We start from the raw sequence: 15,862 nt of genomic DNA, 5'->3' as shown, positions 1-15,862 counted from the left end.
TTTTCAAAAGATACGAGAAGATGTTTAACAAAACGGTTTCCATCTGGTATTATCTACCAAGTTTCAGAAAATAAAAATGAGGTTTTAATAATTGCTGTTATGCAATTAAATCGAACTCCGAATTATTGGAAGGACAGAATTAAATAACTGCAATTGGAATATCTGTAATTACGAATACAGCAGTTGCTCAATTATCGAAGCCCAATTATCTTGCCGGTTATAGTATGGTATTTATTCACCCTGAAATGCCATAATATCCGGGCTTAGAGCTGTTTTGTTATTACCCCATGCGACCTTCAATTCCTTTATTTTGCCGGCTTTAAATATCCCATCTTAGTTATTCTTTTAGCAGCCAATCCACAACATTGCGCTTTTGGATACCATCATAATCTGCTGTTCCAAACGGCTCATCCAGTGTGAGCAGGTATTTGGGATAATTATCCGCTATTTTTTTAAAAGGAGCTAGTTCTCTTTTCAGCGTTTCTTCTTCCAGCGTTGTTGCTGCTACCTGATAATAGGCAAAATCGTCAGGGCTGATCGCTACAAAATCAACCTCGCCGCCGTCAGCGAGCTGACCGACATACACCTCGTAGCCGCGCCTTCTCAGCTCCAGAAAAACGATGTTCTCAAGGATGTGTCCCACATCGCTTTCCTTTCCTCTGACAAGCACATTCCGCAGTCCAACATCAACGGCATAGTACTTACTCTGGGTGGTGAGAAACTGCTTGCCTTTGATGTTGTAGCGAGTCGCTTCATATAGTATCAGACTGTCAGTCAACCCACGGATATACCGATCCACTGTCTTCTGGTCAACGCCCTTGCCTTCGGATTTCAGAGTGTTTGCAATCTTTGTCGGTGAGACCTTGTTTCCAATATTATGGAGCATGAACCTGGTTACATTCTCCAGCATGTTCACATCCTTTATTTTTAGCCGGGCGACGATATCATTCAGTAAAACAGTGTTGTAGATATCCCGCAGGTATTCCCGCGCTTCCTTTTCCCCGTGACCATATTTCAGAATGTAGGGAAAGGAACCATTTTCCACATACAGATTAAATTTCTCGTTTTTGGATAGTTCGTGCTGATTAGCGCCAAGACCAGAGCAGAATTCCCTGAAGGACAGCGGCAGCATTTTCAGTTCAACATATCTGCCGGAGAGTAGCGTAGCAAGCTCACCAGACATGAAGTAGGCATTGGAGCCAGTAATATAAATATCGCAGTTTTCTTTCAGGAACAGGCTGTCCACTGCTTTTTCAAACTGCTCTACATGCTGTATCTCATCCAAAAAGATATAGTTCATCCTGCCAGGCAGAAGCATAGGCTTGATATAATCATATAAAAGCCGATAATTACTCAGGTGCTCCAGGTCAATATCCTCAAAATTGAGCATGATGATTTGGCTTTGTTCCACTCCGTTTTCCAGCAGGTAATTGCAGAAAATATCGAACATGGTTGATTTTCCACACCTGCGGGCACCAGATACAACCTTTATGATTTGCTTTTCCTTCCAGCGAATCAGCCAGTCGAGATATTCTTTTCGTTCGATTATACTTTGCATATAAACCTCCGTTTCGCAGCACACAGCGATACAAATAGCAATGAAAAAGTATTTTTCACGCTATCACCTCTATGGTTTATTATACGTATTATACTCCGGTTATATCCGAAACTCAAATTAATTAGGAATATACTCCTATCTTATTCTGATCATGATTATTTCCACGATTGGAAAATTTTAACGACCCAGCTCTACCTTTAGCACACTATGATGCCAGTTACACACAGAATAAGTCCGGGGACATTCCCCGGGCTTATTTGCCTTCTTTTCTACACTTTCGCCCAGCTTTAAGCCTGAATACTGCGAGGATCAGGCAGATCCACTTCTTCAATTGTTACTAAATCACGGCGGACAGGGGCATCTTTATCCACTATGCGCAAGGCCTGCAGTCTTATGGATTTCTCCGCTAGGTTCCTCACATACCTGGCATTACCACTGTGAGAATGACGGTTTTTGACAAATTCATTGAGTTGTTGTTTTAGTTTCCACCGGCATCTACTGGTTAATTCATACTCTCTTTCCTGATATATCTGCAGGGCAATTTGAAATAATTCCTCCGCATTGTAGTCGCAGAAGTCAATATGAATGGGAAAACGGGATCTGAGCCCGGGGTTGGACTTTAAAAAACGGTCGATTTCCTGGGAATAACCCGCCAGGATTACCACCAGGTTATCCCGGTAGTCCTCCATAGCTTTGACTAAAGTGCTAATTGCTTCCTTCCCAAAATCTCTTTCTCCTCCCTGGGCCAGAGAATAGGCTTCATCAATGAATACTATACCACCCATGGCTCTTTTTAAAATCTCCCTGGTTTTTTGGGCGGTGTGTCCGATATACTCCCCGACCAGGTCAGCCCTTTCTACTTCCAAGAGGTGTCCCTTACTTAATATTCCAATTTCATTGAATATTCTACCGAGAATTCTCGCTACGGTGGTTTTGCCTGTACCGGGATTACCCTTGAAAACCATATGCAGAGCGGTGGGGTCTGATTTAAGCCGCAGTTCTGAGCGTCTGTTTTGGATTAAGGTAAAAGCCGCCACCTCGGCCAGGGTTCTTTTTACTTCCCGCAAGCCAATTAGTCTTTCTAGTTCCAAAAAAGAATCTTTACGGGGGAAATAACCTGGCACCGGGCATGAGAGGATTCGTTCCCGTTCCTGGTTTATATCCGTAAAGCGCATCGATATTTCCATTCCTTCACCACTTTTCCAGAAAGCTGTTTAAGCATCGGAAGAAACTACGGAGCAGTCTCAACGAGAGCGCTGCAACGAACCGGGGATTAGAACCCGCCTGCTGTTTTATCAATAGGAACCCGGCTGCTTAAAAGCGAGAAACATATTTCGTTATATTATATGAGAAACAGATAAAAGTGGTGCCATGGAGTGATTCTAAAACCATCTTTTGATTAGATTCCGCCAGTATGTGAGTCAGGATGCTCTTCGTCCTTGGGTTCACCCAGTTCTGCTCTGGACAATACCGCCCAGTTTTACATATGGCCGTAATTTTACAGCTCCTTTCATATAGTAGGCTCCAGGAAGGCTTGCGGGTTGCTGGTAAGTTCCTGGATGGATATAGTAACATCAGCCCCGCTTAACATATTCTTTAAGCTTATTATACCAGTTTCTACCTCCTGGCTCCCCAAAACGATAACAAAAGGGATTAAGCTTTTATTGGCATAATCCAAAGACTTCTTTAGCCTGCGTTCCTTCATCTCAACCAGCACCCGAACCCGCTTTTTCCGCAGGGCTTGGGCCAGTTTTAGGGCCTCTACTCCGGTATCCAATGGTATTATGAATACATCTATATTGGTCTGCCCTGCTGTTCCCTGTTCCAGCAAAGCCTGGAAAATTACATCCAGTCCGAAGGACATGCCTACTGCAGGATATTCTGCCCCATCGCCCAGGAATTTGCCGATAATGCGGTCATACCTGCCCCCACTGGCAATGCTGGAAGTTATGCTGCTGTTTTCAAGGAAAACTTCGAAAACTGTCCCAGTGTAAATATCCAATCCCCGAGCTAAACCGGGGTTAAATTGTGTTTTCTCCTCAATTCCCAGGGCCTTAAGGTAGTTTTGCAATTCCTGCAGTTCCTCACTCCCCACTATTTCTTCCTTGCTGTCTAATACAACCTGATTTAACCGGGCAAAAATATTTTCTATCAGCGGGTAAGCAAAGCCTTTCTGGTTCAGTTCTTTGGCAACTGCTATCTGTCCGATTTTATCCAGTTTATCTAAACTTAGAATAACCTCGGAATAGCGGTCTGCCCGGATACCGGCTCCTTTCAGGATATTCTCCAGTAGTTGGCGATGATTGTAGCTGATAACAACATCCAAATCCAGGCGCTGAAATATATCTACTGCCATCGCCATCAATTCCGCCTCGGCCAAAATGGAATTAACCCCTACCATATCCACATCGCATTGGGTGAATTCGCGCAACCGTCCGGTTTTAACCGGGCCATCCCGAAAAACTTTGCCGATTTCATAGCGACGGTAAAAAGAAGATAATTGCGGATTTGTCCCTACCAGGCGAGCAAAAGGCACCGTAAGATCATAGCGCAAGGCCAACTTCCTACCTCCCTGGTCACTTAGCCGGTACACTTCCTTTAGTATCTCGGCGCCGCCGGCATATTTCTGAGCCAGGGTTTCATAGTAGTTTAAGACCGGGGTTTCCGCTTCTTCGAAAACATATTCTGCGAATACTTTCTCCAGGGTTTGGCGGATATATTGGCGTAGTTGCTGCTCCTTACCGTAATAATCCCGGGTTCCCCGGGGGTTCCTTAATTGTTCTGCCATTTAAAAACACCTCCAGAAAAATAAGAAGGGCTACCAGGAAAGATACCCCGCAGCCCTATATATCCCAATACAGGGCACAAGCTATGCCTGCGCCCTGTCTAAAATCAGCCCAAGCACCGGTATTTACCTACACGAAGTCTATACTCTCCTGCTCTGCCTTCCAATGGAATTATATCCTGGCTGTCATTCTTCGGATTTATTGCCAGCAAACGCAAGGCGTTAATAATTCTTTGATCAAAGGGGCTATTGACGCGGGAAAGATATGTTGATGCTTTGCGGGACAGTTTGACTTTATAATTGTTTTTGTTGGCAGAACTCATCTAAGCTCACCCATTCCCCGCGTTCTATTTCTGTCTTACCTGCCTCAATATCTGCAATATCTTCTGGTGAAAGCTCTTCATTTTCAATATCCCTTGCTATTTCAAGCAAGATTTCAAGTTTCTCAACCGGTAGCCGCTGAATTATTTCTTCAATTTGTTTTATGGAAGTAGTCATACCACCCTCTCCTTCCATGTTGTCTTAGTCCTATTTTATGACTGCTATCATAATTTTATCTTAATTATTTTCAAAAAACAAACAATGATGAAACGGGATAATATTAAAACCAGATTGTTACAGCCAGCCTAAACCGTCCAAAAGCACGATGTCTTATACCACTGGTGGCACCGGTGGACTTGACATAGTATTCAGTTTTCTAATATCCAATTCACCATGGGTATCACCGGTGACATACAACATATTGCTATTCCTCTCTTTACCCAACATATTGCAAACTGCCTTCTTCTTTCGTTTACCGCCCCTAAACCCCTATCCCTGGCCCGCTCTGGCAGGCCTTGGGTAGTCAGATTTAGCCATAGTAGCAATTTAAAAGGCCAGTATATTGGCTGTTAGGAGGAATGGTATCCTCAAGTTTTAGCATATCCACTGTAAGACTGAACGGCGTTTTTTACAATAATAAAATAATCATAGGAGTCAGGCTCATCTCCCAACTCATCAGTTCTTCGAGTTTGAATACTTATTGATGCATGTCCTGCCTTTTTTGCTGTAAAAACCTTATTATCTTGACTAAGAATTTGACTATCACAAAACAGATCATCAATTACTCTTGATAAGTCCTCTCTGACCATAAAAACACGTTGGCCTTCAGTAAGAATTATATATTCTTCATTACCCGGGTTACCATTAATGCGTCCATGGGAATCAATTGTGTATTTAATAATTATGTCATCTTTTTTGGCTGTATTAAATTATAAATATGTTTATGGACGATTTTGCCAAATTATAGCATAGGATGAGTGATGCGGACATCGAAATAATTGTTTTGGAGTAAATAGATTGCCCTTGAAAACCATGTGCAAAACGGTGGGGTCTGATTTAAGCCGCAGTTCTGAGCGTCTGTTTTGGATTAAGGTAAAAGCCGCCACTTCGGCCAGGGTTCTTTTTACTTCCCGCAGGCCAATTAGTCTTTCTAGTTCCAAAAAAGAATCTTTGCGGGGAAAATAACCAGGCACCGGGCATGAGAGGATTCGTTCCCGTTCCTGAACACCAGGAAGGAGTGTGGGTCGCCGGTCAGTTCCTGGATGGATATAGTAACATCAGCCCCGCTTAACATGTTCTTTAAGTTTATTATACCAGTTTCTACCTCCTGGCTCCCCAAAACGATAACAAAAGGGATTAAACTTTTATTGGCATAATCCAAAGATTTCTTCAGCCTGCGTTCTTTCATCTCAACCAGCACCCGGACTTGCTTTTTCCGCAGGGCTTGAGCCAGTTTCAAGGCCTCCATCCCGGTATCCAACGGGATTATAAATACATCTATATTGGTCTGCCCTGCTGTTCCTGCAAAGCCTGGAAAATTACATCCAGTCCGAAGGACATGCCTAATGCAGGATATTCTGCCCCATCGCCCAGGAAATTGCCGATAATGCGATCATACCTGCCCCCACTGGCAATGCTGGAGGTTATGCTGCTGTTCTCAAGGAATACTTCAAAAACGGTGCCGGTATAAATATCCAATCCCCGAGCTAAACCGGGGTTAAATTGTGTTTTCTCCTTGATTCCCAGGGCCTTAAGGTAGTTTTGCAATTCCTGCAGTTCCTCACTCCCCACTATTTCTTCCTTGCTGTCTAATACAACCTGATTTAACCGGGCAAAAATATTTTCTATCAGCGGATAAGCAAAACCCTTCTGGTTCAATTCTTTGGCAACTGCTGTCTGTCCGGCTTTATCCAGTTTATCTAAACTTAAAATAACCTCGGAATAGCGGTCTGCCCGGATACCAGCTCCTTTCAGGATATTCTCCAGCAGTTGGCGATGATTGTAGCTGATAACAACATCCAAATCCAGGCGCTGAAATATATCTACTGCCATCGCCATCAATTCCGCCTCGGCCAAAATTGACTTGACCCCTACCATATCTACATCGCATTGGTTGAATTCGCGCAACCGCCCGGTTTTCACCGGGCCATCGCGAAATACTTTGCCGATTTCATAGCGGCGGTAAAAAGAAGATAGTTGCGGATTGGTCCCCACCAGGCGGGCAAAAGGCACCGTAAGGTCATAGCGCAAGGCTAACTGCCGGCCCCCCTGGTCACTTAGCCGGTACACTTCCTTTAGTATCTCGGCGCCGCCGGCATATTTCTGCGCCAGGGTTTCATAGTAGTTTAAGACCGGGGTTTCCGCTTCTTCGAAAACATATTCTGCGAATACTTTCTCCAGGGTTTGGCGGATATATTGGCGCAGCTGCTGCTCCTTACCGTAATAATCCCGGGTTCCCCGGGGGTTCCTCAATTGTTCTGCCATCAAAATACACCTCCAGAAAAATAAGAAGGGCTACCAGGAATAATACCTCGCAGCCCTATATATCCCAATACAGGGCACAAGCTATGCCTGCGCCCTGCCTATAATCAGCCCAAGCATAACTCTAAGTATGATGATGCAGATGTATAAAAATGTTAGTCATAGTGCTAAGCCTTTCGGTTTTTTTATAATTTAGCATAAGTGATGTCAGTAGTAAAGGAGTGCCAAATCAAGAATAAGTGATAGCAGTACAGAACAATCAAATCTCGTGTTCATTTCCTTTTTTGCTCGTTTCTATCAATCAATAAGCCATAACCAGGCTATGTCTTAAACCTCAATCCGGATAGCCGTATGGCGGTAATCCTTTTCCGTATCAATAATCCAACCTCTTAATTTGCTGATACGCGGATTACAAGCACAGTTGAATACGCTGGTATCATACATTCTTTTAGCTCCAAAAGATTCGTGGATATGGCCGCAGAACCATATCGGCGGGCATTTGTCTCTTAAGAATTGACGTATAGCTGTACTGCCTACCCGCATACCTCCATGTATCTGGTCCAAACATCCATGAGGCACATCATGGGCAACTATAATAGTATCTGGCTGCACCTGGATTTTACTTAGCTCATACCTCTGCTTATTAATGTTTACCTCGCGGTTAGTAGAGAAAGGGGAAACTGATACAAAATCGAACGGTATAAATACTCCTTGTTGAGAGCTTAGATAACATTTATCAGTCTTATCTCCGTCTACCCAATCATCGTTTCCCAGAATATATAAAACCTGACTGTTTAGGCTATTAACATATTCTTTGAATTCCTGGTAATTACGGTTCTGATGTTCAATGTACTCATCAAACCCCGATACATGTGGGTTTTCCAGAACATCGCCGCAGATTATCACCGCATCCAATTGATGCTTTTGTATAATCGATTCCATCTTCTGCATAATAATCTTATTGCCGTGAATGTCTGACGTAGCAAATATTTTCATAACCTTTCCCCCAATCCAGGTATCGCTAACCTCTTTTCCTATTGTGGGCCTAACAGTTTGCTTAAATGGAGCAGCTTCAAGGGTTCTACTATGCATTCTGAAAGCGGGTCTTAAAGGCATTAAAGTTCGATTTGCTACTGGACTTATCAAAAACAGCAAAGACCACGCGGGCAAAGGTATTGTAGAATAAACCTCCCGCCAAAAGGTGTCCGGCGAAGTATTCGGCTACATCATGGGGATCATTGCCAAATACTCCGCAGCCATAGGCCCCCAAAACAAGTGCATCATGTTTTTTCATCTTCCTTTAAATCAACCTGCAGGCCTCTTCTGTTCTTATAGCCCCAGGCCTGTAAAATGTTTAATGTTTCTTTGGCCATCTCCGCTCTTTTAATTCTTGGTGACTGTTTATTCATAAATATGTCCATTCCTTTCTTGAGGCACAAAACGTCATGAAAGATTTCTTTCAAACTTGCTGCCTCCTTTTTTGTACATCTGCGTTTTTACATTATTTTTTTCCCCGGGGTAAGTAGGTGACCGGGCCATCACCTATGCGGGGCCGGCAGCTCCAGGCACAATTCTTATATCTTCCCCCATTTAAATGGTGGAAATGACCAAAATACCATAGCTCGGGCTGGAATTTGTGTAAAACCTGAGAAAGCATGGCCCGGCAGGGGTCACTGGCAAATATACCGGCATATATATCAGGTACAATCTGAAACTCCAGGGGGCAGCTATGGGATATTACTATATCCACCTTCGTATCTTCGCTGGGAAGATTTGATAAATCCTCGGGAAGAATCAGTTCCTGCTGGAACCAATCATATCCTGCTGTACGTTGTCTTTTATCAACTGACTCGGCCCCGCCTATGAATAAGACCTTACGACCGTCCGGCAAAGTTAAGATACTGCCCCGCGGCATGTAAAATATATTGGGGCCTACTGCTATGGGAGCGGATGAACCGTGCTGTTTGCAAAGTTTGCGCAGGTTTTTATGGTCTTCATGATTACCGTCACAAAAATAAAGCGGTACCTGGTTCTTGCACATTTGCCGGGAGTATTTATATTCCGGCCTATCCGGCCAGTAACCGAAATCCCCCACCTGTAAAACCATATCCGGTTGGTCTTCATTGATTATCTCCATCATGGTTTTCCAGTCACCTTCTACATCGCCCATAATGCAAATTGCCTGGCCCATCGTCTTTTTTCTCCCTTCCCCCTTGTTTAAAACCGGCTGCTGCCAAAAACCTTATTCACCATTCCCATGGGAGTCCTGCTTATTAATCTCCCGAAAATACTCATTGTTTGCTACCAGTTGGTGATAGGTTACCGGGCAATAATGGTTAATGTCTACACCTGCATTTAGCATGTTTTCGTGTTTTAAGTAATAATTAAACCCGTCGCCCGCAGTCCGATTATGGATATGGCCGAACACCAGCACACTGTTATGGTGAGAACGGGGCCACTCTACCATGGGAAAATGGCATAATACTATGTGTCTGCCAGCGTCAGTTATCTCCTTAATCTGGCTCACACTTTCAAAGTATTTATCCAGTTCTACGTGTTTCGACCATTTATCATGATTACCCAGAATTAAATGCTTTTTGCCGGTTAGTCTATCCAAGTAGTGTTCCGGCGGATTTTTAGCCCGAAAGATTAAATCTCCCACTATATAAACCTCGTCATCTGGTCTGACAATGCTGCGCCAGTTGGACAGCATAGTATTATCCATTTCTTCCACCGCCTCAAACGGCCGGTTGTTTAGCCTTATAATAGCGTTGTGACCAAAGTGAGGATCTGCTATATAGTAAACAGCCATAAATAAAATCTCCTTATATACAGGAATGCCTGTTACCACGCATCCCCTGTTATTCTATTTCTCCTTCGCTTTATAGCAAAACTCCTTAACAGTTCGGGAGAAACATCCGGGAACTCTCCGGATGTTTCTCCCAAATACTGCTGAGCAGCTCTCACCGAGGAACTATCTAAAACCAATAGGGCCGTTGTCCGGGCCTCTTAGAAAGCTATTCAAGGTGATAACAATGAATTGCTAAAACGAATTGCGGGAAGATTATTCGGGGGCAGGCTTCAGATAGGTTTTAACAATAGCTGGCACTAATAATCCGGTAGCGGTTTTATGGCTGTACCGGTATCACATCAATATACAACAGCCGGTAATTGTCTTTTACCTGTTCATCTGCATGAAAATGACCAAAGTACCAGTGCCTGAATGTAAGCTCTTCCTCGATCAGGTCAAAGAAAGTGTTTAATTCCGATTCTTCTTTTTCGTAGCGCATAAACTTCATAATATTATTAGAAATGGTATGGGTAAAAACGTAATCAACCTTCCAATTATGTTGGTCCAGGTTCCTTAAGGCTTCCTCATATTCCTCATAGGTAGGCAACTCATCCGGCCACCAGCTTTTGCCGGGCTTCCTGAATTCTTTATCTATGGAAGTGCCGCCCCCCATGGTAAATATTGTTTTCCCATCTATCTCATAAACTTGACCCCTCATTAGATGAATAATACTGTCATTTATGAACTGTACCTTACCGCCGTGCCATTCCACCACCTCATGCCGTTTTAACAAATCAAAGTTTTCATGGTTGCCATCTATGAATAAGGTGGTAAAATTGCGGTCTGCGAGCCACTTTCTCCAGTACAAATCCTCTTTGCCGTCATTCCAAACCAGCCCAAAATCCCCCATTATTGCTACATAGTCTTCCTTGGTCATGCTATATTGTTCCGGGAAATTAGTAGTATTCAGTTTTCTAATATCCAATTCACCATGGGTATCACCGGTGACATACAACATATTGCCATCCCTCTCTTTACCCAGCATATTGCCAACTGCCTTCTTCTTTCGTTTACCGCCCCTAAACCCCTATCCCTGGCCCGCTCTGGCAGGCCTTGGGTAGTCGGATTTAGCCATAGTAGCTATTTAAAAGGCTAGGATATTGGCTGTTAGGAGGAATGGTATCCTCAAGTTGTAGCATATCCACTGTAAGACTGAACGGCGTTTTTTACAATAAAAAAATAATCATAGGAGTCAGGCTCATCTCCCAACTCATCAGTTCTTCGAGTTTGAATACTTATTGATGCATGTCCTGCCTTTTTTGCTGTAAAAACCTTATTATCTTGACTAAGAATTTGACTATCACAGAACAGATCATCAATTACTCTTGATAAGTCCTCTCTGACCATAAAAACACGTTGGCCTTCAGTAAGAATTATATATTCTTCATTGCCCGGGTTACCATTAATGCGTCCATGGGAATCAATTGTGTATTTAATAATTATGTCATCTTTTTTGGCTGTATTAATATCCGGATTATTTCTAAGATCTTTGTTGACGAGCTTTCTATTAAACCCTGTACTACTTAACTTTAAATAAGTTTTGTTCATTAGTGTTTCAACCACAATTTGATTACCTTCAATACTTAAAATACCGCCAGCCCAATCAACCGGATCTTCGGAGACTATATCAACTGTTCGTATTTTGCCATTGTTTTCGCCAACAATCACAAAACCAAATAATCTTCCTCGGGGTCCTCCATGACCAACCACTACACCTTGTTCACGCTTATCCCCAAGTAGTTTTGCAACTTGTTCAAGAGAAGTAAACTCCCCATCAGTTGTTTCCTGGTATAATGATTTCCAAGAATGTGTTTTCTGATCGAAAGATAAGACAATAATACCAACCTTAAATAATTCATCCGGGATACTGTGAATAATTATACGCTCGGGATTTAATGATCCTGTTAAGTATATTGAGGCATTAGAAATTACTTCACTATTCTCTGGTATAAACTGGGCTGGATTTGCTTGAGGAATATTAATTCTATGTTGATCCAATTCTTGACTATTTGCTTTAGAGGAATCATTTGTTTGGGGATCAATACTTGATTTTTTCAAGGATTCCAGTGATGTTATATAGACAATAATTAATAATATTATTAATAGCACAATAAACCCGTAATTTTTATATTTTTCTTTAATTTCTATCATCCTTTCTAGTCCTTAAACTTAATTTTTGAGGTTAAACAGGGAACTAAAACTTCTAAGATACGATTTCAAGTTTATCGAAAGGAATAACCTGTCCTAATACAAAATTGTTCTGCTGAGAAAATATTTCAAACGCCAGTTCGGAACAATACATGGCTTTCCTTAATTTATCTAATACTTCTAATACTGGCTGTCCATTTTCTCCTTCTAATAATGCTGAAATATGTAGTTGTGGAATCTTCAAGACCAGTGGGCGTGGTTCAGGTGTTTCTCGAAGAAAGTGAAACAGTGGATGGTTGTCGTTAAAAACATCATCGTTATTATTATTTGGATACTTAGTGAATAAGTCAACAAGATGAGATATGATTTCCGAACCATATAAGTTTTTTTTATATCTTTTGGCAGTATCTAGCGAAGGAGTCAGATATACCTGCCCATGACGGAAATTATAACCGGCCTCAGTTACCCTTTGATTTAATATCAATTTAATCAAGTAATCAGGTTCCGATATGTAGTTTCCACTACGGGCTAAATTGTAAGTATATTCCAAAAAATCAAGTACCTTATATTCTTCAATTATATTCCTTCCTCCCAAACCGTACTCTTTAATCGATTCCAGCATACAGGTTGAGGTGCCGTGATAGAGTGGGATACATAACCTTTCCTCATTGTCTATTAGTTTCAACTCAACATCCCCTTCAGTTTATTTTTTGAAGTACCCGGATAACTTTCGTCTTTTACTCTAAACCGCAAACCCTGCCCGGCGCATTTGCATTTGTTCCACTTCTTCCAGGTCTCTTAAGGCTTGACCAATATGATTGCTGTATATCTCAATTTGGCTGGATTTACTTTCTTTTAAGGCATATTTGATGATCAAGGTAGCCAGCTCACAGGTCATAGCGCCGGTTAAAACCAGATTTTCGGGAAGAACCTTCGATAGCCTGGAGAAATCTTTCCAATGAAAATATTTCAGTTTTCTCTCTAAAAGCTCTATGACCTTATCGCGGCACAGTTTGCCTATAAGTATCCGCTCATCAATCCGCCCCGGTCTTTCTACAATGGCTTTTTCCAGAACATCGAGGCGATTAGTCGTCATAACCACCATGATTCCATCATTTTCTTCCAAGCCATCCAATTCAGCCATCAGATTTGCCACCGCTTTGGTAGTATCATAATATCTGTCCCGGTCAGAGAGGAAGAAATCCACATCTTCGAAAATAATCACCGATGGTTTACCCAGGCGGGCCAGGCGAAATATCTGGGTAATCTGCTCGACGCAGCTGATATCCCCGGTTTTAACCCATATGATAGTCTGTTGCATGGTACTGACCATAACTTTTACCAGGCTGGTTTTACCCGTCCCTGGAGGGCCATGCAATACTATACCCCGCTTGAAGGGCAGGTTGGCCTGCCGGTACAAGGGTTCCATCGAAAAGAAGCTTAACAAATCATTCTCTATTTTATGTTCGACCTCATCATCCAGCACCAAATCATTAAGCCCCAGCGGTTTGATAAGCTTAATAACCCTTTGGTCGCCGGTAAACTTGCCTCCCTTCAGATTAGCTGTCTCTTGTAAAAGTTCTTCAAAAGGCTTGCCAAACAAGCTATTAATCTGATCCGAGGGGATTTCCCCGGTGAAGACCACCAGGGTATAAGACTTTCCCCAGTGATGCTGTTCCATACTTATGCCAACCGCAAGCAGCCGCTTATCCTTTTCATAAACCCGGTAGCTATTGACTTCGATATATGTGACGCTTCCGTCAACATTATCAGTTTTTATCTTCTCTGCCCGTTCTTCACGATTGTTAAGAAAACTTATCGTGCCCCGGTTAGGACAGGATTCAAATACCTGATCTATCACAGCCATAGCTGGCTTGAGCAGGATGAGCGATAGCTCGTACAATGAAATCCTGGAGTAGCCGCCTATATAGTTCAAAAAATGCTCCATAGAGAGGAAGCGGGTCGGCAACATTTGCTTCAACAATGTCTCCAGATCAGTGATTAAGGATTTGACCATAGCCCAGTCCCTTGATGCACAGGAAAACACCAAGCGGTGTGAGGCATTGTAAACTCGGGCCTCATCCGCCCGGCATTGCTTCAGGCACAGTCCTATCCGGTGCTCAACCTGATCCGGTGTTTCCCACAGGAATTCCATATCCATCTCATTGGGTATGGTGAACTCCTGCTGCAAGCGGTAAGCCCAGCTTGCCTTATCTCCGGAGACCAGGAGTCTGGCCTGGTATTGCTCAGCCAGGCTGCCAAGCACCTGTTCCAGGTTGATCAGGTCAAAAAGCGAGAGCCTTACCAGAAGTTTGTCAAATTCCATCTCTATCATAGCAACCCCTTCCCAGTGATGAATTTGGTATACTATTATGAAACCACCGGGCTCGGACAACTGTATGTCCGGTCGCTGGAAATCGCAGAAAATATTTCGTCAATTAGAGAATAGTAAGAGGTATTACCGGTATTTTAGTTCCTGTTCTGCCATCATGCAAAATTTTACTACAAATAATACCAATCTTGTTCAATAAGTGCTAAAATGGTAGTATGTAATGCATAATTCTCAAATTGAACAATCAAATGAAAATAGATAGAGCTTTTGATGGAGGGCGCAAATGGGCAAGAAAAGAAACCAAGCGGAAAAGAGCAGCAATTCATCACAACATCTCAAGGAAAACTCCAAGGAAAACTCCCATGATAAAAAATCCAATCCCAGGGTAGAGCGAGTGATCTTTCTATATAAGCAATTGCACCGCCGCATATTTGTAGGCGGTTTAACCATGCAGGAGATAATAGATATATATAAAAATACAACGGATATTGACATTGGTTTGCAGGTTGATAATCTGGAGAGCCTAAAAAAGTCCATTCGCAGAGATTTAAACACTCTCAGTTTTTCAGGCATACAGATTAATAAAAACGGAAAATATTATTCCCTGAACGAAGAACCTTTTCCCAAGATTAACAAGGACAATGCCGCACTTCTATATTCTACCCTGCTGCTTTATAAGAATACGGTTCTGGACAATGCAGCAGAAAAGACCAAAGATGATATGGGCAACATATTTAAAAATAAACCCCAACTGCCAGATATTATTCGGAAGCGGGTTTATGTAACCGGAAACACCTTGATGTCGCCAGGCGATTTCCATTTATCAATGGAAAACCTGTTAAGAGCAGTTATCGAATCCTATCAAATCAAGGCAGTATATGTTAATAACCGCAACCAGACCAATGAGCATCTTTTGAACCCGCTGGGCCTGGTTTTCAAGCGCAATGTATGGTATTTGGTCGCCGCTCTAAATACTGATGCTGATGACAAGCCGATTAGGGTCTTGCGGGTGGAGCAAATCCAATCGCTGCGCGTTGAAGCAAATAAATTTGCTTACCCGAAAGATTTCTCGCTGGACAGCTATATGGATGGCAAGTGGGGCATACTTACGGATGCAAACGAACAACCCGGCAGGGTGCGCCTGAAGTTCTCCCCGGATGTGGCGGCGCGGGTAAGCCGGCTTTGCTATCACCCCTCCCAGAAATTGATCGATACTCTGGAAAACGGAGCGCTTATCCTGGAATTCGAGGTCAGCGGCATGCTCGAACTCCAGAGCTGGATTCTGCAATGGGGAACAAGGGTCGAAGTCCTGGAACCGGACCATCTGCGGCAGATGCTGAAGGATACGATTCAAGGCATGGCGGCGGTTTACGAGGAATAGAACGA

General features: G+C 42.9%; 18 protein-coding genes. 1 reads left to right on the top strand and 17 read right to left on the bottom strand.

What is annotated here, in order from left to right; all coding sequences use genetic code 11:
• Positions 1-337 precede the first annotated feature (337 nt).
• The 17 genes from AWB54_RS05870 to AWB54_RS05795 all read right to left on the bottom strand — a co-directional run bounded on the left by AWB54_RS05870 (position 338) and on the right by AWB54_RS05795 (position 14,479).
• Positions 338-1,558: an ATP-binding protein gene (locus AWB54_RS05870; RefSeq protein WP_061213682.1), complete on the bottom strand. Its 1,221-nt coding sequence runs from the start codon at positions 1,556-1,558 to the stop codon at positions 338-340.
• Positions 1,559-1,845: 287 nt separating this feature from the next.
• Positions 1,846-2,745 (bottom strand): AAA family ATPase, encoded by a 900-nt coding sequence (locus AWB54_RS05865; protein WP_061213681.1) that lies wholly within the window; start codon positions 2,743-2,745, stop codon positions 1,846-1,848.
• 323 nt (positions 2,746-3,068) lie between these two features.
• Positions 3,069-4,346: a histidine--tRNA ligase gene (locus AWB54_RS05860; protein ID WP_061213680.1), complete on the bottom strand. Its 1,278-nt coding sequence runs from the start codon at positions 4,344-4,346 to the stop codon at positions 3,069-3,071.
• 104 nt (positions 4,347-4,450) lie between these two features.
• Positions 4,451-4,666, bottom strand: coding sequence for a type II toxin-antitoxin system RelE family toxin (locus tag AWB54_RS05855; RefSeq protein WP_061213679.1), 216 nt, complete (start codon positions 4,664-4,666; stop codon positions 4,451-4,453).
• Positions 4,638-4,841, bottom strand: a complete 204-nt coding sequence (locus AWB54_RS05850; RefSeq protein WP_061213678.1) for a hypothetical protein — start codon at positions 4,839-4,841, stop codon at positions 4,638-4,640. Before AWB54_RS05850 ends, AWB54_RS05855 begins: the two co-directional genes overlap by 29 nt.
• Before the next feature lie 410 nt (positions 4,842-5,251).
• Positions 5,252-5,473 (bottom strand): hypothetical protein, encoded by a 222-nt coding sequence (locus AWB54_RS05845; RefSeq protein WP_061213677.1) that lies wholly within the window; start codon positions 5,471-5,473, stop codon positions 5,252-5,254.
• 341 nt (positions 5,474-5,814) lie between these two features.
• Positions 5,815-6,150 carry a His/Gly/Thr/Pro-type tRNA ligase C-terminal domain-containing protein gene (locus AWB54_RS16250; protein WP_368664463.1) on the bottom strand — a complete coding sequence of 112 codons (336 nt, stop codon included), beginning with the start codon at positions 6,148-6,150 and terminating at the stop codon, positions 5,815-5,817.
• An 11-nt stretch (positions 6,151-6,161) separates the two neighbouring features.
• A complete protein-coding gene (locus AWB54_RS05840) occupies positions 6,162-7,148 on the bottom strand; it encodes an ATP phosphoribosyltransferase regulatory subunit (RefSeq protein WP_235811105.1) in 987 nt (328 codons plus the stop codon).
• Positions 7,149-7,472: 324 nt separating this feature from the next.
• Positions 7,473-8,141 carry a metallophosphoesterase family protein gene (locus tag AWB54_RS05835; RefSeq protein WP_061213676.1) on the bottom strand — a complete coding sequence of 223 codons (669 nt, stop codon included), beginning with the start codon at positions 8,139-8,141 and terminating at the stop codon, positions 7,473-7,475.
• Between the two features lie 88 nt (positions 8,142-8,229).
• Positions 8,230-8,439 carry a TIGR02452 family protein gene (locus tag AWB54_RS05830; protein ID WP_061213675.1) on the bottom strand — a complete coding sequence of 70 codons (210 nt, stop codon included), beginning with the start codon at positions 8,437-8,439 and terminating at the stop codon, positions 8,230-8,232.
• The gene (locus tag AWB54_RS05825; protein WP_061213674.1) at positions 8,426-8,608 is read right to left on the bottom strand and encodes a hypothetical protein; all 183 of its coding nucleotides are present in this window, start codon (positions 8,606-8,608) and stop codon (positions 8,426-8,428) included. The genes AWB54_RS05830 and AWB54_RS05825 overlap by 14 nt, the downstream gene beginning before the upstream one ends.
• A gap of 38 nt (positions 8,609-8,646) precedes the next feature.
• Positions 8,647-9,336 (bottom strand): metallophosphoesterase family protein, encoded by a 690-nt coding sequence (locus tag AWB54_RS05820; protein WP_061213673.1) that lies wholly within the window; start codon positions 9,334-9,336, stop codon positions 8,647-8,649.
• A 51-nt stretch (positions 9,337-9,387) separates the two neighbouring features.
• A complete protein-coding gene (locus AWB54_RS05815; RefSeq protein WP_174520058.1) occupies positions 9,388-9,957 on the bottom strand; it encodes a metallophosphoesterase family protein in 570 nt (189 codons plus the stop codon).
• A gap of 316 nt (positions 9,958-10,273) precedes the next feature.
• A complete protein-coding gene (locus AWB54_RS05810) occupies positions 10,274-10,981 on the bottom strand; it encodes a metallophosphoesterase (protein WP_235811104.1) in 708 nt (235 codons plus the stop codon).
• 140 nt (positions 10,982-11,121) lie between these two features.
• Positions 11,122-12,147 (bottom strand): hypothetical protein, encoded by a 1,026-nt coding sequence (locus tag AWB54_RS05805; RefSeq protein ID WP_061213672.1) that lies wholly within the window; start codon positions 12,145-12,147, stop codon positions 11,122-11,124.
• A 52-nt stretch (positions 12,148-12,199) separates the two neighbouring features.
• Positions 12,200-12,829, bottom strand: coding sequence for a hypothetical protein (locus AWB54_RS05800; protein WP_061213671.1), 630 nt, complete (start codon positions 12,827-12,829; stop codon positions 12,200-12,202).
• A gap of 57 nt (positions 12,830-12,886) precedes the next feature.
• Positions 12,887-14,479, bottom strand: coding sequence for an AAA family ATPase (locus tag AWB54_RS05795; RefSeq protein WP_061213670.1), 1,593 nt, complete (start codon positions 14,477-14,479; stop codon positions 12,887-12,889).
• A 280-nt stretch (positions 14,480-14,759) separates the two neighbouring features.
• On the opposite strand from AWB54_RS05795, the gene AWB54_RS05790 reads away from it, so the two are divergent.
• The gene (locus AWB54_RS05790; RefSeq protein ID WP_061213669.1) at positions 14,760-15,857 is read left to right on the top strand and encodes a helix-turn-helix transcriptional regulator; all 1,098 of its coding nucleotides are present in this window, start codon (positions 14,760-14,762) and stop codon (positions 15,855-15,857) included.
• Positions 15,858-15,862: the final 5 nt, after the last annotated feature.

Source organism: Syntrophomonas wolfei subsp. methylbutyratica (assembly GCF_001570625.1).
Lineage (GTDB): Bacteria > Bacillota > Syntrophomonadia > Syntrophomonadales > Syntrophomonadaceae > Syntrophomonas > Syntrophomonas methylbutyratica.
This window is presented reverse-complemented; position numbering and strand designations above follow the sequence as displayed.

Bases quoted from the DNA above. Each gene is read 5' to 3' on its own strand.
- AWB54_RS05805 (WP_061213672.1), bottom strand. From the start codon at position 12,147: ATGATAGAAATTAAAGAAAAATATAAAAATTACGGGTTTATTGTGCTA.
- AWB54_RS05840 (WP_235811105.1), bottom strand. From the start codon at position 7,148: ATGGCAGAACAATTGAGGAACCCCCGGGGAACCCGGGATTATTACGGT.
- AWB54_RS05850 (WP_061213678.1), bottom strand. From the start codon at position 4,841: ATGACTACTTCCATAAAACAAATTGAAGAAATAATTCAGCGGCTACCG.
- AWB54_RS05870 (WP_061213682.1), bottom strand. From the start codon at position 1,558: ATGCAAAGTATAATCGAACGAAAAGAATATCTCGACTGGCTGATTCGC.
- AWB54_RS05845 (WP_061213677.1), bottom strand. From the start codon at position 5,473: ATGGTCAGAGAGGACTTATCAAGAGTAATTGATGATCTGTTTTGTGAT.
- AWB54_RS05820 (WP_061213673.1), bottom strand. From the start codon at position 9,336: ATGGGCCAGGCAATTTGCATTATGGGCGATGTAGAAGGTGACTGGAAA.
- AWB54_RS05835 (WP_061213676.1), bottom strand. From the start codon at position 8,141: ATGAAAATATTTGCTACGTCAGACATTCACGGCAATAAGATTATTATG.
- AWB54_RS05810 (WP_235811104.1), bottom strand. From the start codon at position 10,981: ATGCTGGGTAAAGAGAGGGATGGCAATATGTTGTATGTCACCGGTGAT.
- AWB54_RS05860 (WP_061213680.1), bottom strand. From the start codon at position 4,346: ATGGCAGAACAATTAAGGAACCCCCGGGGAACCCGGGATTATTACGGT.
- AWB54_RS05865 (WP_061213681.1), bottom strand. From the start codon at position 2,745: ATGGAAATATCGATGCGCTTTACGGATATAAACCAGGAACGGGAACGA.
- AWB54_RS05815 (WP_174520058.1), bottom strand. From the start codon at position 9,957: ATGGCTGTTTACTATATAGCAGATCCTCACTTTGGTCACAACGCTATT.
- AWB54_RS05795 (WP_061213670.1), bottom strand. From the start codon at position 14,479: ATGATAGAGATGGAATTTGACAAACTTCTGGTAAGGCTCTCGCTTTTT.
- AWB54_RS05830 (WP_061213675.1), bottom strand. From the start codon at position 8,439: ATGAAAAAACATGATGCACTTGTTTTGGGGGCCTATGGCTGCGGAGTA.
- AWB54_RS05855 (WP_061213679.1), bottom strand. From the start codon at position 4,666: ATGAGTTCTGCCAACAAAAACAATTATAAAGTCAAACTGTCCCGCAAA.
- AWB54_RS05790 (WP_061213669.1), top strand. From the start codon at position 14,760: ATGGGCAAGAAAAGAAACCAAGCGGAAAAGAGCAGCAATTCATCACAA.